At 65.6% G+C, this 13,767-nt stretch carries 12 protein-coding genes; 4 read left to right on the top strand and 8 right to left on the bottom strand.

All coding sequences use genetic code 11. The annotated features are described in order from the left end of the window. The 3 genes from AC5RUJ_RS04080 to AC5RUJ_RS04070 form a co-directional block, all read right to left on the bottom strand. Nucleotides 1–454: NAD(P)/FAD-dependent oxidoreductase (locus AC5RUJ_RS04080; protein ID WP_494155617.1), on the bottom strand; the 454-nt coding region annotated here is incomplete at its 3' end. Nucleotides 455–594: 140 nt separating this feature from the next. After that, nucleotides 595–2,505 carry a BCCT family transporter gene (locus AC5RUJ_RS04075; RefSeq protein ID WP_494014662.1) on the bottom strand — a complete coding sequence of 637 codons (1,911 nt, stop codon included), beginning with the start codon at nt 2,503–2,505 and terminating at the stop codon, nt 595–597. A gap of 31 nt (nt 2,506–2,536) precedes the next feature. Beyond that, nucleotides 2,537–2,887, bottom strand: coding sequence for a bifunctional 3-phenylpropionate/cinnamic acid dioxygenase ferredoxin subunit (locus AC5RUJ_RS04070; protein WP_494001748.1), 351 nt, complete (start codon nt 2,885–2,887; stop codon nt 2,537–2,539). Between the two features lie 246 nt (nt 2,888–3,133). Between AC5RUJ_RS04070 and AC5RUJ_RS04065 the strand changes: the two genes are divergently transcribed. Both AC5RUJ_RS04065 and AC5RUJ_RS04060 read left to right on the top strand, forming a co-directional pair. After that, a complete protein-coding gene (locus AC5RUJ_RS04065) occupies nt 3,134–4,339 on the top strand; it encodes an NAD(P)/FAD-dependent oxidoreductase (protein ID WP_494050303.1) in 1,206 nt (401 codons plus the stop codon). A gap of 47 nt (nt 4,340–4,386) precedes the next feature. Then, nucleotides 4,387–5,532, top strand: a complete 1,146-nt coding sequence (locus tag AC5RUJ_RS04060) for an aromatic ring-hydroxylating oxygenase subunit alpha (RefSeq protein WP_494128081.1) — start codon at nt 4,387–4,389, stop codon at nt 5,530–5,532. Nucleotides 5,533–5,572: 40 nt separating this feature from the next. On the opposite strand, the gene AC5RUJ_RS04055 is transcribed toward AC5RUJ_RS04060, so the two are convergent. The 4 genes from AC5RUJ_RS04055 to AC5RUJ_RS04040 form a co-directional block, all read right to left on the bottom strand. Beyond that, on the bottom strand, nt 5,573–6,382 hold the full coding sequence (locus AC5RUJ_RS04055) for an IclR family transcriptional regulator (protein ID WP_494014659.1): 810 nt from the start codon (nt 6,380–6,382) through the stop codon (nt 5,573–5,575). A gap of 55 nt (nt 6,383–6,437) precedes the next feature. Further along, the gene (locus tag AC5RUJ_RS04050; protein WP_494128080.1) at nt 6,438–7,262 is read right to left on the bottom strand and encodes a creatininase; all 825 of its coding nucleotides are present in this window, start codon (nt 7,260–7,262) and stop codon (nt 6,438–6,440) included. Nucleotides 7,263–7,364: 102 nt separating this feature from the next. Further along, nucleotides 7,365–8,624: a M24 family metallopeptidase gene (locus AC5RUJ_RS04045; protein ID WP_494001743.1), complete on the bottom strand. Its 1,260-nt coding sequence runs from the start codon at nt 8,622–8,624 to the stop codon at nt 7,365–7,367. 86 nt (nt 8,625–8,710) lie between these two features. Next, nucleotides 8,711–10,315, bottom strand: coding sequence for a purine-cytosine permease family protein (locus AC5RUJ_RS04040; RefSeq protein WP_494001742.1), 1,605 nt, complete (start codon nt 10,313–10,315; stop codon nt 8,711–8,713). 166 nt (nt 10,316–10,481) lie between these two features. On the opposite strand from AC5RUJ_RS04040, the gene AC5RUJ_RS04035 reads away from it, so the two are divergent. Then, on the top strand, nt 10,482–11,990 hold the full coding sequence (locus AC5RUJ_RS04035; RefSeq protein ID WP_494128079.1) for a PucR family transcriptional regulator: 1,509 nt from the start codon (nt 10,482–10,484) through the stop codon (nt 11,988–11,990). Between the two features lie 29 nt (nt 11,991–12,019). Here the strand turns inward: AC5RUJ_RS04035 and AC5RUJ_RS04030 are convergent, their stop codons facing one another. After that, the gene (locus AC5RUJ_RS04030; protein ID WP_494128078.1) at nt 12,020–12,688 is read right to left on the bottom strand and encodes a GntR family transcriptional regulator; all 669 of its coding nucleotides are present in this window, start codon (nt 12,686–12,688) and stop codon (nt 12,020–12,022) included. Between the two features lie 168 nt (nt 12,689–12,856). Here AC5RUJ_RS04030 and glyA point away from each other — a divergent pair. Further along, the coding region (glyA, locus tag AC5RUJ_RS04025; protein WP_494155616.1) for a serine hydroxymethyltransferase at nt 12,857–13,767 on the top strand (911 nt) is incomplete at its 3' end.

Raw genomic sequence — 13,767 nt, 5'->3', positions numbered from 1 at the left:
GGGCCGCGAGGGCCAGCCCGTCGGAGGGGATGTGCAGGCCGCCGAGCACGTTGCCGGCCGGCAGCAGCGGATGGTGCTTTTCGCATTCATCCGGGTCGATCAGCCGGGCCTCCACGCCCCAGGAGGCGGCGAAGCCGGCCCTGCGCTTGAGCTCCTCGAACCGGGCGGGCGTGGTGGCCACCTCCAGCCCGCCCACCTGGTTGAAGCAGGAGATGCCGTCGGCCGAGAGCGAGCGCATTTTGCCCACGGTGTAGCGGGCGAATTCGGTCATGGTCTTGGACGGATTGGTTTGGAAGACCAGCCCGGGTGCGTGCGAACTCGACCCGCCGGCCAGATGCAGCGGGCCCTGCTCCAGGACGGTCACGTTCGTGCGGCCGCGGGCGGCCAGTTCGTCCGCCAGATTGGCGCCGACGATCCCTGCTCCGATGATGACGATGCGCGGGGAAGTGCTCATGCGGTAATGCTCCTTCAGGTAGCAGGGCGGGGCAAGAGATGCGGGGCCATGCGTTGTAGATGTGCGTCATGCGTTGTGGGGCGGCGAGTTTGGGGTGCGGCGGGTGGCCCGGTTGCCCCGGCCGCCCGCCGCAGGGCAGCCTAGGCGGGCGGTGGAGCAGCTGCCGGGCACTTCCCTTCGGGACAGGTGTCGTCGCATTCGTGTTTGGTGACCAGGTCGAACCTGCTGCCGCCGTGCTGGCCCACCCCGGATCGGATGGCGCGTTCCACGACGGAGTCGGCCAACCGGCGGCGCAGCGCCAGCGGATCACGGCGCAGGTCCTTGGCCAGCGCAATGCACATCAGCAGCATCACCAGGACGAACGGCAGCGCGACCACGATGGTGATGTTCTTGAGCCCGTTCAGGGCCTCGGCCGGCTGGTCCCCGCCGGCCAGCAACATCACCGCAGCGACTCCGCCGGTCAGCGCGCCCCAGAAGATCACGACGCCGCGGGAGGGCTCTTCGGCCCCGTTGGAACTGAGGGAAGCCATCACCAGCGAGGCCGAATCGGCGCCCGTGACGAAGAAGATCCCTACCAGAACCATCGCCAGGATCGCCACCGCGCCGGCCAGGATGTTCGGCAACGGCAGGTTTTGCAGCAGATCGAAGAGGGCGCCGTCGAAGGAGATGGTCGGTTCGCCGTCGACCATGTCGACCAGCCCGTCGCCGGTATCCGGTGTGGCGTCTGCCGCGGCCTGCACTCCAAAGCTGGCGCCGCCGAAGATCGCGAACCAGGCGACGCTCACAACGCTTGGCACCAGCAGCACGCCGGTGACGAACTGGCGGATGGTGCGGCCGCGGCTGATCCGGGCAATGAACATGCCGACGAACGGTGTCCAGGACACCCACCAGGCCCAGTAGAAGACCGTCCAGCCGGACATCCAGCTGCGCAGCGCCTCGTCGCCCACCGCTTCGGTGCGGGAGGCCATCTCGGCCAGGTCGCGGGCGTAATCCCCGACGGCGGCCGGCACCAGGTTCAGGATGAACAGCGTGGGGCCGGCAAGGAACACGATCAGCGCCAGAAGAACGGCCAGCACCATGTTGATGTTGGCCAGCCACTGAATGCCGCGGCGGATTCCGGAGACGGCCGAGGCGATGAAGCAGGCCGTGAGCACGGCGATGATGACCACGAGCACGCCGGTGGCCAGCTCGCCCACCCACCCGTTGAACGCCAAGCCGCTGCCGATTTGCAGGGCGCCGAGGCCGAGCGACGCGGCCGTGCCGAAGAGGGTGGCGAAGATGGCCAGGATGTTGATGAACTTCCCGGCCGGTCCCTCCACCGTCTTGCTGCCGAACAGGGAGGTGAAGATTGCCGAGATCAGCTGTTTGCGGCCCAGCCGGTAGGTGCCGTAGGCCATGGCGATGCCGACGACGGCGTACATCGCCCACGGGTGCAGCGTCCAGTGGAACAGCGAGGTTGCCATCGCCGTCTGGATTGCCTCCGGCGTCTGCCCGTCCACGGTGCCGGGCGGCGGGGCGATGTAGTGGTACATCGGTTCTGCCACGCCGTAGAACATCAGGCCGATGCCCATGCCGGCGGCGAACATCATGGAGATCCAGGAGATGGTGCGGAACTCCGGCTTTTCGCCGTCCTTGGACAGCGGGATGTTGCCGAACCGGCCGATCGCCAGCCACAGCACGAAAACCACGAAGAGCGAGGCCAGCAGGATGAAGAGCCAACCGGTATTCTCCATCACCCAGTTCAGTACGGTGACCGAGGTGGTGCCGAGATGCTCGGTGGCCAGAAAACCCCAGGCTACGAAAGCGACGGCGAGGGCGCCGGCCACGGCGAAGACTGTCTTGTCCAAGCCTCCGCTCGTCCGCTGGCGGCCCGCCAGCGCCTGCTCGTTCTCGCTCTCCCGAAGCTCGGCCAGGATCCGGGCGTCCTCCTCGGTGCCCGCTTGATCCGGCGGCGCATTGGCCGGTCTGTCGGAGGGCTCCTGGGCCAGCACCCGCTGCACCTCGTGGTCGGGTGGGCCATCATCAACTGCAAGATCGTTGTTCACTGACATCTGGTTCCTTTGGTGGATGACGAAGGCCCGGCTACACGAACCCGTCGACCTGCAGGCCGGGCGGGAGATTCGGGGCCTCTTCTGATTCCTGGACCATGATGATGCCGTCCACGACGGAGACACCGTGGACGCGGACCGGGAGTTTTGCCGGCGGCGCGTCAACGACGCCGGTACGCAGATTGAACTTCGACGCGTGCAGCGGGCACTCGACTTCGCAGCCCTCTACCCAGCCGTCCGCCAGCGAGGCGTCCTGGTGGGTGCACGTGTCGTCAATGGCAAAGAGCTCGCCCTCTTCCGTGTGGAAGACGGCGATGGGAGGCGAAGTGTCAAGCCGGATGGCGTCGCCGGGGGTTAGCTGGCTTAAGGGGCAGGCCTGATGCATGGGGGCGCCTTCTTTCGCAACGACACAGCGTGCCAAGTTCCGTCGTGAACAACGGCGTTCACGATAGGCAACAGTGTGCCGGGTCACATTCCGTTGTCAAGGGTTTGGAGAAATTCTTTTCTGCGGGTCCTTACCCCTTGACACACGCGGAATCCGTCTTCACGCTGTTTCACATAGCGCGTCGTGTTGCGTCAGGCGCTGCTTCTTCGGAAAACGTGGACCCTCATGCTGTGAAAGGCCCTATCCATGCAGACCCTTGTTGTCATCGGAGCTTCGCTGTCCGGGCTTTCTGCGGCCCGGGCGGCACGGAACCAAGGTTTTGCCGGCCGCCTGATCGTCGTTGGAGCGGAAGTGCATCCGCCCTACGACCGTCCGCCGCTGTCCAAGGACTTCCTGGCGGGCCGGGTCTCGGAGGCGGACCTGGCATTAGTCGACGGGGACGACGAGTTGGCCGCGGAATGGATTTTGGGTGTGACGGCCATAGGCCTCGACCCGGAGTCGATGACCGTGTCGCTCAGCGACGGACGGAGCCTCGCCGCGGACGGACTGGTCCTGGCCACCGGGTCCTCCGCCCGGGTACTCCCCGAAGTCGATGGCTGCGCGAACGTTTTCACCCTCCGCACGTTGGACGATGCCCGTGCGCTCCGCGGTCATCTGCTTCCCGGCCGGAAAATGGTGGTGATCGGGGCAGGCTTCATCGGCGCCGAGACCGCTTCGACCGCCCGTGACGCGGGCCTCGACGTCACCGTGGTGGAGCGGTCTCCTGCCCCACTGTCCGGCGCCCTGGGCGTCGAGATGGGTGCGGCCGTCGCCGGGCTGCACTCGGCCGGCGGGGTGGAGATGCTGTGCGGCACATCTGTCCGGTCCTTCCGCACCAGCGGCGGAAACGTCAGCCACGTGGTGCTCGACGACGGGCGGGAACTTCCCGCCGACATCGTCTTGGTGGGCATCGGCGGGCAACCGAACACCGACTGGCTGCTCGGCTCCGGAATAGAGTTGGGCAACGGCGTGCTCTGCGACTCGGCGGGCCGCACCAGCGTCTCCTCAGTGGTGGCCGTCGGGGACTGCGCGGCCTGGTGGAACCCGCGGGCAGGGGCGCACCAGCGGGTTGAGCACTGGACCGGGGCCTTGGAGCAACCTGCCGTTGCAGTGGCAGCGCTGTTGCAGGACACCGCGACCCTGCCGCCGGTCAATCCGCCCTATTTCTGGTCCGACCAATACGGCTCGCGCATTCAGTTTGCCGGCCACGTGCACGGCCACGACCGGGTTGAAATTGAACACGGCTGCCTCGAAGACAACAGCTTCCTCGCCGTCTACTACGCCGGAGCCGACCCCGTTGCCGTGCTGGGTGTCAACCAGGTCCGCCAGTTCACCAGGTGGCGCAAATTCCTCAACCGGGAAGCCGAACGGCACCTGGGCGTACTTTCAGCCGAATTCGCCGCCGCATCCTGAGCAACGCACCCATTCTCCCGCTGCCAGTTCTGTTCAAAGGAGTTCGCATGACCGCCGAAATGGTTTCGGATAGCCTGATCGCCACCCTGCCCGGCCATACCTATGTTGACGACGACGTCTTTCGGGCCGAGCAGGAACGCATCTTCGAGCAGATGTGGTTCTGTGCGGTCAGGTCCGCCGACCTTGACAAAGCCGGCGCCTATCGGACGGTCCAGATTGGCCGCGAATCGGTCATCGTGACCCGCAACCGCAAAGGCACCGTCCGTGCGTACTACAACATCTGCCGGCACCGCGGCGTCAAACTTTGCATGGAAGAGAGCGGTGAGGCGGGACGTGCGTTCCAATGTCCCTACCACGCCTGGACATACGACTTCGATGGCAAGCTCATCGCGGCGCCCAATCTCACCAAGATGCCCGATATCGACCGGCAAAAGTACGGGTTGATGGATGTTCCGGTGCGCGAATACCTGGGTTACGTGTGGTTGTGCCTCGCGGAGGAACCGCCGTCGTTCGACGACGACGTGGTGGGGGCGATCGAAGAGCGCCTGGGCGACGCCGGCGCGATCGACGGCTACGACATCGCCAACCTCAGCCTGGGCCGGCGGATCAGGTACGACGTGAAGGCCAACTGGAAGCTGATTATCGAGAACTTCATGGAGTGCTATCACTGCGCGACCATCCATCCGGAGCTGACGGAAGTGCTGCCGGAGTTCGCCGATGGACTGGCCGCGCAGTATTTTGTGGGCCACGGCGCCGAATTCGGCGAGGACGTTAAGGGCTTCACGGTGGACGGGTCGGAAGGCCTGGAACGGATTCCGGGCATCGCCGACGACCAGGACCGGCGCTATTACGCGGTGACCATCAGACCCACGGTCTTCCTGAACCTGGTGCCGGACCACGTGATCATCCACCGGATGTTTCCGTTGGCCGCGGACCGGACAGTGGTGGAGTGCGACTGGCTGTACATGCCCGGCGTGGTGGAAGCCGGAAAGGACCTCACGGCCTCCGTCGAGCTCTTTCACCGGGTGAACCAGCAGGACTTCGACGCGTGCGAACGCTGCCAGCCGGCGATGGGCTCCAAGATCTACGCCAACGGCGGCGTGCTGGTTCCCAGCGAACACCACATCAGCGCGTTCCACGAGTGGGTCACGGCCCGACTGGCCGGAGAGCCCGCCGCCGCCGTCGTCAAATGACAGCCGGGCGCCGGCGTCGTCATTGGGTAGCCGGCGGCGGTCAGCTGTCCCGGGAGTAGCCCATCCGGGCGCTAATGTCCTGCCCGGCCTGCTTGATGTCCTCGACCAGCCCGTCAATCTGCTCGGGCTTGAACCGGAAGGCCGGGCCCGAAATGCTGACGGATCCGATAACGGTTCCCAGGTGGTCCCATACCGGAACAGCAATGGAATTCAGGCCGATCTCGAATTCTTCCTTGACGACGGCGTAGCCCTGGGCGGAGACCTGGAGCAGCTCCTTTTCCAGTTTCTGCCGGGAGGTGATCGTGTTCGCGGTCTGCGCCGGCAACCGGGTTTGCTTCACGATCTTGAGCCGGTCTTCGGAGGTGAGCCCCGCCAGCAGGACCTTACCGCTGGACGTGGCGTGGAGGGGCGTCAGACTGCCGATCCAGTCGGACATCGCCAGAGTGGAGGTGCCCCGCGCCTGGTCCACGTTGACGGCATAGTTGGAACGCAGGACTGCCAGGTTCACGGTTTCCTTGTACTGCTCCGCCAGCCGCTCCAGCACGGGCCGTGCCTCGCGCACCAGGCTCAGGTTCCCCGGGATCGAGTTCGCGAGCCGCAGGATGCTAAAGCCGAGCTGGTATTTGCCGCGCTCGCTGTTCTGCTGCACCATGCCGCGCTGGTCCAGGGACGCCAGCAGCCGCGACGCGGTGGACTTGTGCACGCCCATTTCCTCGGCGATGTCGCTGACGCCGGCGGCGCCACGTCGGGCCAGGATCTCGAGCACGGTGATGGCGCGGTCCACAGACTGCACGCCGCGGTTCAGGTTCTCCGGCGACGCCTCGTCGTCGAACTCTTCAGGATCGGCCATAGGACCATAATCTCATTGCGGCAGGGCGGGGTGGGCCCGCACGGCGAAGCTGGTCCTACAGTGCCGCGACGGATTCAGGGTCGGCGGCGCGTGCCTGCGCCACGGCAGGGGAGAATTCGCGGGACAGGGCGGCAGCCATGCCGGCCGATGCCCGCTCGAGGAGGATTTTGCCCTTGCCGGCGGTCGCCTCGGCCGCGGAGGAAAGGCAGCCGGAGGCCGGTGTCAGTTCGGGGTTGACGGGCAGGACATCGTAGTTCGGCAGGACGGCGGGGGGAGCGTCGACGACCTTGTCCATGCGGACGCGCTCCGGGTAGAGGTGCAGCATGAGCGAGGTTTCCAGCACGCCGCCGTGCTCCAGGTCCCAGCCGGTGAAGCCATCCGGGTACAGCTCGGTGATGGTCCGCTCGTCAACGAAGTCCCAGTAGGAGAGCAGCACTACCTTGACGTCCTGGACGCCGCTTTGGTGCAGTTCGCGGAGCGCCAGGTCGACGCCTTCGTACAGGAACTGGTAGTTCTCGAAATGGCCGTTGATGAAGGCAATGTTCCGGGCACCGTGCCGGGCAAATTCCAGGGTGAGCGTCTTGGCGATGGAAATGACCGTCGCGGCGTCGAGGCTGGTGGTGCCGGGGAGGTGGTTGCCGCCCCCGGAGCGTTGCTGGGACTTGTACCCGTAGACGACGGGAGCGGCGACAACACCACCGATGGATGACGCCGTCGCACCGGCCAACGCCGTAGACAGGAGAACATCCACGTTGAGCGGCATATGCGGCCCGTGCTGCTCTATGGAGCCGACCGGGATCAGCACGACGGCGTTGTCGTCGGCGATGCGTTCCCGATAGGTAAAGGCGTCGAGTTCTTCCATGTACACGCTGGCAGGCATGCTTGCTCCAAACGATCGTTGTGCGGCTCATTCGCGATGAGCGGTGGATTGCAGGTGGTGCTGCCGGGGCGGGACCGGACGGCCCCGCCCCGGCAGGTCGGGTCAGGCCTGGATGATGTTGTTCTCGGGGCCGAAACCGAACTTGGTGATGTTTTCCACGCTGTCTTCGCCGATGACGAGGATGTCGTGTTCGCGGTAGCCGCCGGCACCGGGTTCGCCGTCGGCGACGGTGATCATCGGCTCCATGGAAACGACCATGCCCGGTTCCAGGACGGTGTCGATGTCCTCGCGCAGTTCCAGGCCTGCCTCGCGTCCGTAGTAGTGCGAGAGGACGCCGAACGAGTGGCCGTACCCGAACGTGCGGTTCGCCAGCAGCCCGTGGCCGATGTAGATCTCGTTCAGCTCGGCGGCGATGTCCTTGCAGACGGCGCCGGGCTTGATCAGTTCCAGCCCGCGGCGGTGCACCTCTACGTTGATGTTCCACAGCTCGAGCGAGCGTTCGTCCGGCTCGCCCAGGAACAGGGTCCGTTCCAGCGCGGTGTAGTAACCGGAGGTCATCGGGAAGCAGTTCAGGGACAGGATGTCCCCACGCTGCAGCTTTCGGGTGGTGGCCCAGTTGTGCGCACCGTCGGTGTTGATGCCGGACTGGAACCAGACCCAGGTGTCACGGACTTCGCGGTGCGGGAAGGTGCGGGCAATCTCGTGAACCATGGCCTCGGTGCCGATCAGTGCCACTTCGTACTCGCTGATGCCTTCCCGGATGGCCGCCTTGATGGCCTCGCCGCCCAGGTCGCCGATCCGTGCACCGTGCTTGATGACCTCGATTTCCTCGGCCGACTTAATCATCCGCTGGCGCATCGCGTCCTGCGAGACGTCGAGCAGTTCGGCGCCGTCGAAGGCGGCCTGGATGCGCTGGCGGGTCATCAGCGGCAGGGCATCGTCCTCGACACCGAGGCGGCGTGCGCTGACGCCGCGCTGGCGCAGGGCTTCCTGCAGGCCGAAGTAGAAGTTGTCGCGCTTCCAGTCCGTGTAGACGATGTTCTCGCCGTAGCTGGTGCGCCACGGCATTCCGGCGTCGATGTTGGCGGTGACCGTGACCGAGTCGTCTGCGGTGACGACCAGGGCGTAGTTGCGGCCAAACGTCGTGTACAGGAAGTCCGAGTAGTACTTGATGCCGTGGTAGCTGGTCAGGATGACCGCGTCGAGCTCCTTGGCGGCCATAATCTGCCGCAGTCCGGCCAGACGGCGTTCGAATTCCGCATCGGAGAAGGTCAGCTGCTGCTTCTCACCGTTGTGCAGGACCTTCAGGCGCTCGAGCTCGGACACGCTGTTGGCGGAGGGGGAGGCGGGGGCGATGGTCATTGGATCTCCTTCGTGGTGTTTCTGTGTGCGGGAAAGGTGGCTTTGAGGTTGGTGCGGCCACGCATGTTGATGCGTCGGTCCGCCGGCTAGGCCGTGGGTGCGGGGGTGCGGTCCTCCGGGGCATCCGGGGCCTCCGGTGCCAGCGCGGCAACGGAGCCTGCGGGATGGTCGGCCTCGACCAACGCTGTTTCGCAGTCGCCGTGATCCTTCAGGAATTCCTCGTCGGAGCTGTCCTGCTTCAAGCCGAGCGGAATGCCGGCGGCAATCCGAGAACGGAACCGGGAGTATCCGAGCAGGAAGTACACCGTGGCCGAGGTGATGGTCCCGCCCAGCCACGAGAAATCGATGCCTCCGACCGCGGTCGCGATGGGTCCCTGGAGGACCGGAACCGAGCCGTACATGCACATCCAGGTCATGAAAATGCCGGCGAAGAAGGCGATGAAAGCCGCCGGGTTGAAGGCCTTGAGCTGGGTGTCGGACGGCGAGCGGAAGAGGTAGCTGAAGTTCTTGTGGTGGCGCTCGAAGACGAAGTAATGAACGGCCATGATCCCGCCCCAGGTCGCGACCCACGCTGCAATCGCGATGATCCAGTTGTGCAGCATGTGGGCAAAGTCAGTCGCGAACATGAAACCGATGACCGCCGCCATTGCCAGGCCACCGACGACGATGGACAGCTTCTTGCGGGAGATTTGGATGTCCAGGGCCTGCGTGGCGACACCGAACGTGTACATATTGATGATGTTGGTTGCGATGGGTCCGTGGATGACCAGCAGGATCACCGGAATGGCGAACGCTCCGTAGCTTTCCACGATCAGCTGGCCGGGATCGGCCGTGCCGTTCTTTGTCGCCAGGCTGGCGCCCAGGACGCCGAGCCAGACCACGGGGAGGAACTGCCCGAGGACGCTGACCACATAGAGCTTTGCGGGCCGGATCTTCTTGCTCACGAAGCGGGAGTAGTCGGGAGCGTAGGTGAACCAGCCGATGCCCCAGCCGATGCCGATGGCGGTCATGATCGAGGACATGGCAGCGATCCGCGGCATGCCGGTGAGAACCTCGCCCACGGGTCCCTGGTAGCTCCAGTCGATGTCCAGCTGCGTCCAGGCCACGATCGACATGGCAATGAGGACCAGGACGGTGGGCGGCATGGTGATCCGCTCGAAGCGGGAAATGGCGCGGTAGCCGCGGTAGCAAATGGCCACCTGGATCGACATGATGACGGCAGCCGTGCCGATGCGCCACCCCAAGTTGGTGGCCGCAGGATCAACCCAGCCGATCATTCCGAACAGCGCCATGATCAGGTCCAGGATGACCCACGTGTTGACGGCGGACCATCCGATGGCGATCACGGCCTGGATGGCTGCGGGTAGGTAGGCGCCCCTGCGGCCGAACGCTCCGCGGGCCAGCAACATGCCGGTAGCTCCGGTGCGCTGCCCGAGGATTACGAAGAAGCCGAAGCCAAGCATGCCGATGACGTTGCCGGCAATGAGCACGGTGAGGGTATCGGCAAGGCTCAATCCGAGGTGGATGCCCAGGGCACCCAGGATCCAGTTGATCGGGGCGACGTTGGCGCCGGCCCAGATCCAGAACTGGCCTGACAGCTTGGTGGTACGGGCCGATTCGGGAACCGGCTGCAGGATGTCTTCTACGTGTTGGGTGGCCTGTTCGGATTTCGTGGCGGATCTCTGGCTCATGGCGGGTCTCCTGACGATTTGCAACGCGAGGCGGAGCAGGACTTCACCCAGACTAGGAGGTGATGCAGCTCACAGCGTATAGTCGGACCGTAACCACTTAGATGCATGGAGGGTGACGGACTGTCCCCCCTACACCGGATCGGGCTGCTCAGAGGCGGGATTATCCATGGTCGTGATGTTGTCGGATGTGCTTGGGCTTGAACTGATGCGGCGCGCCAGTCCGTTGGTTCGGGCCGGCAAAAGCCAGATTCCCGGCGGCAAGGTCAGATGGGTGCATTCGAGCGAAGTTTTGGAAATAGCGCCGCTGCTGCGCGGCCAGGAGCTGCTGCTGAGCGGCGGGGACGCCTTGTTAAACCTCCGGCCCGCCGCACAACACGAGTACATCCGCAGCCTGGCGGCCCGGCATGTGACGGCCTTGGCGATCCAAACCGCGGGCTCCGGCCGCTCGCTCTCGGCCGAGCTTGTGGAGGCAGCCGAAGAGGTTGGGCTGCCGCTGATCGAGCTGCGGCGCGTGGTCCCGTTCGTGGAGATCGCGGAAGAAGTCAACCGGAAAGTCGTGTCTGAACATGTCACGGCCCTGCAAACCGCCGATTCCATCTCGCAGCGCTTGGCGGAACACCTGGCTTCTTCCGGTCCGGCACTGAGCCCCCTGATCGAGATTGTCTCGCAGTCGCTGCGGATCGAGGCGGCGCTGCTGGACCCCAGCGGGACCGTCTTGGAGTTCGTTGGCGGCTTCCCGCCCGATCCCACCTCCGTAAATGTGGAATCGGACATTTTCGTTGGCAGCCTGGTGTCGGCGCGCCTGCGGCTGCAAAGCCGCCGGGATGTTGCCCCGGAGCTGCTGAAGACGGTGGGAGAGCGGATCGGCGGCATTCTGGCGCTCGCCGTGTCGCAGCAGCACAGGCCGACGGCGCAGCAGATTGCCCACACCGCCCTGATGCGGGCCGTCATCAGCGGCGCCGGCGCCTCCCACATCCACGAGTTGTGCACCGCCGCGGGCCTCTCGACCGTACAACCGGCCTTCGTCATGGTGTTTCGCCGGATTGGGCTGACCAGCGTACGCGGAGTGGCCGAAAGGATCCTCAAAAACCGGTGTCCCGATGCCCGGACCTATCTGGACGGCGAGAGCCTGTGCGCCCTGGTCCAGCTCAGCATCAGCGGCACGCGCCAGGAGCGGCGGGAAATCCTGGCCGGATTGCGTGAGGACTTCCGCGGCCTGGCGGTGGCTGGTGCGATCGGGCCGACGGTTGCCACGCCCTTGCATGCCCACTCGTCCCTGGTCGAGGCCAGGCTGACCCAAGCGGTGGGGCCCCCGGACGACCTGGAAAGCAACATCCGCGACTGCGAGGACTTTGTCCTGGAGCGGCTGGCGGCCCGCGAGCTCTCCGGACCGGTCGCCGGACGAATCACCCAGGAACTGCTCGGCGAGCTGTTGGACTATGACCGGAAGCGGGGGACGCGGCTGCTGGACACCCTCGACGCCTGGCTCATGAGCGGCTGCAATTCCGCAGAGACTGCGCGGATCCTGTTCGTGGAACGCCAAACGCTGCATAAGCGGCTGCGCAAGATTTTCGACCTCATCGGCGAGGACCCCCGGGGCACGCCCAAGATGTCCGGGCTCAACCTGGCGGTCCGCCTGGCCAAGAACCCCTCGCCCGCCGAAATCGGCGGCTGAACGGTTCCGCCAAAGACACCTTCCCCGCGTTACAACACCGCGCGGATGGCCTTTTCGAAGCCGGTGATGTGCTCGAGGGCCAGGCCGGCAGCGTGGTCCGCGTCGCCGTCGACAATCGAGTCCAGCAGTTCCACGTGCTCGCTGATGTGGCCGGCGACGGACGGCACCTTATCCAGCACGAGGCACCAGATGCGGGTGGCCAGGTTGTCCAGCCTGATCAGGGTGTCCTCGAGGTAGGGATTGCCCGCGGCGCGATAGATGGCGCGGTGCACGCTGAGGTCGTAACGCATCAGGTCGTGTTTGTCGGGCCGGGCGTCGCCGAGCTTCCCGATGTCCCGCGCCAGCTGCGACAGTTCTGCGCGCATTGCCTCCCCGGCCGACTCCGCTGCCTTGCGGGCCGCCAGGGGTTCCAGCACGCGGCGCAGTTCCGACACAGCGGCCAGTTCGGTGATGTCCACGATGGTGGCGAAGGTGCCGCGGCGCGGATAGGAGATGACCAGGTGGTCGACCTCCAGTTTCTTCAGGGCCTCGCGCACCGGAGTGCGGCCAAAGCCGAGTTCCGCCGCCAGCTGCCCGTCATTGATGGGGGCGCCGGGGCGGATATCCAACATGATCAGCTTGTCCCGCACCGCACGGTAGGCCTGCTCGGCCAGCGACAGCGGCTCGGTTCCGGCATCGGGTTCCGCGGTGATGCTCATGATGCTCCTAATGGTCCGCTGACCTGGTCGGGGTCCTGCCGGCCGGGAATTCGATGCCGGAAGGAACCTCTTGACGGGGTGTGATCTCCCCCATACTATTGCAATCAGTTCTGATATATCAGTCAAACATTAGTTGTGATTGATCAGGTTCTTTGAAGGAGAAGTCGGATGGTGAACACGCTGACAACCGGATTGGCTGCGGCCGATCCCGAGGTGGCCGGTGCCATTGCGCGGGAGCTGGAACGCCAGCAGTCCACGCTGGAGATGATCGCGTCGGAAAACTTCGCCCCCACCGCGGTGATGGAGGCCCAGGGGTCGGTGCTGACCAACAAGTACGCCGAGGGCTACCCGGGCCGGCGCTACTATGGCGGCTGCGAGCACGTGGACGTGATCGAGCAGCTGGCCATCGACCGGGTCAAGGCACTGTTCGGTGCGGAAGCCGCCAACGTCCAGCCCCACTCGGGTGCCCAGGCCAACGCCGCGGCCATGTTCGCGCTGCTGTCCCCGGGAGACACCATCCTGGGCCTGAACCTGGCACACGGCGGGCACCTGACCCACGGCATGAAGATCAACTTCTCCGGCAAGCTCTACAACGTCGTGCCCTACGGGGTCTCGGAGTCCGACCACCGGATCGACATGGCAGAGGTGGAGCGCCTCGCCGTCGAGCACAAGCCCAAGCTGATCGTGGCCGGCTGGTCCGCCTACACCCGCCAGCTGGACTTCGCGGAGTTCCGGCGGATCGCCGACGAGGTCGGCGCCTACCTGATGGTGGACATGGCGCACTTCGCCGGCCTGGTGGCCGCCGGACTGCACCCGAACCCGGTGCCGTACGCCGACGTCGTCACCACCACCACGCACAAGACGCTGGGCGGCCCGCGCGGGGGCGTGATCCTGTCCAAGCAGGAGCTGGCCAAGAAGATTAACTCCGCGGTGTTCCCCGGCCAGCAGGGCGGCCCGCTGGAGCACGTGGTGGCAGCCAAGGCCGTGGCCTTCAAGTTTGCCGCCTCCGACGAGTTCGCGGACCGCCAGCAGCGGACCCTCGAGGGCTCGCGGCTGCTGGCCCAGCGGCTGCTGGCCGA

This window comes from Arthrobacter sp. Y3223164 (assembly GCF_059091005.1).
Note: the sequence above shows the minus strand (reverse complement) of the source record. Positions and strands in the feature narration are given on the sequence as shown.

What these genes read in the sequence shown, in the direction of transcription:
- AC5RUJ_RS04075 (WP_494014662.1), bottom strand. Translation starts at nt 2,505, where the DNA reads ATGTCAGTGAACAACGATCTTGCAGTTGATGATGGCCCACCCGACCAC.
- AC5RUJ_RS04045 (WP_494001743.1), bottom strand. Translation starts at nt 8,624, where the DNA reads ATGACCATCGCCCCCGCCTCCCCCTCCGCCAACAGCGTGTCCGAGCTC.
- AC5RUJ_RS04040 (WP_494001742.1), bottom strand. Translation starts at nt 10,315, where the DNA reads ATGAGCCAGAGATCCGCCACGAAATCCGAACAGGCCACCCAACACGTA.
- AC5RUJ_RS04070 (WP_494001748.1), bottom strand. Translation starts at nt 2,887, where the DNA reads ATGCATCAGGCCTGCCCCTTAAGCCAGCTAACCCCCGGCGACGCCATC.
- AC5RUJ_RS04050 (WP_494128080.1), bottom strand. Translation starts at nt 7,262, where the DNA reads ATGCCTGCCAGCGTGTACATGGAAGAACTCGACGCCTTTACCTATCGG.
- AC5RUJ_RS04060 (WP_494128081.1), top strand. Translation starts at nt 4,387, where the DNA reads ATGACCGCCGAAATGGTTTCGGATAGCCTGATCGCCACCCTGCCCGGC.
- AC5RUJ_RS04065 (WP_494050303.1), top strand. Translation starts at nt 3,134, where the DNA reads ATGCAGACCCTTGTTGTCATCGGAGCTTCGCTGTCCGGGCTTTCTGCG.
- AC5RUJ_RS04055 (WP_494014659.1), bottom strand. Translation starts at nt 6,382, where the DNA reads ATGGCCGATCCTGAAGAGTTCGACGACGAGGCGTCGCCGGAGAACCTG.
- AC5RUJ_RS04035 (WP_494128079.1), top strand. Translation starts at nt 10,482, where the DNA reads ATGGTCGTGATGTTGTCGGATGTGCTTGGGCTTGAACTGATGCGGCGC.
- AC5RUJ_RS04030 (WP_494128078.1), bottom strand. Translation starts at nt 12,688, where the DNA reads ATGAGCATCACCGCGGAACCCGATGCCGGAACCGAGCCGCTGTCGCTG.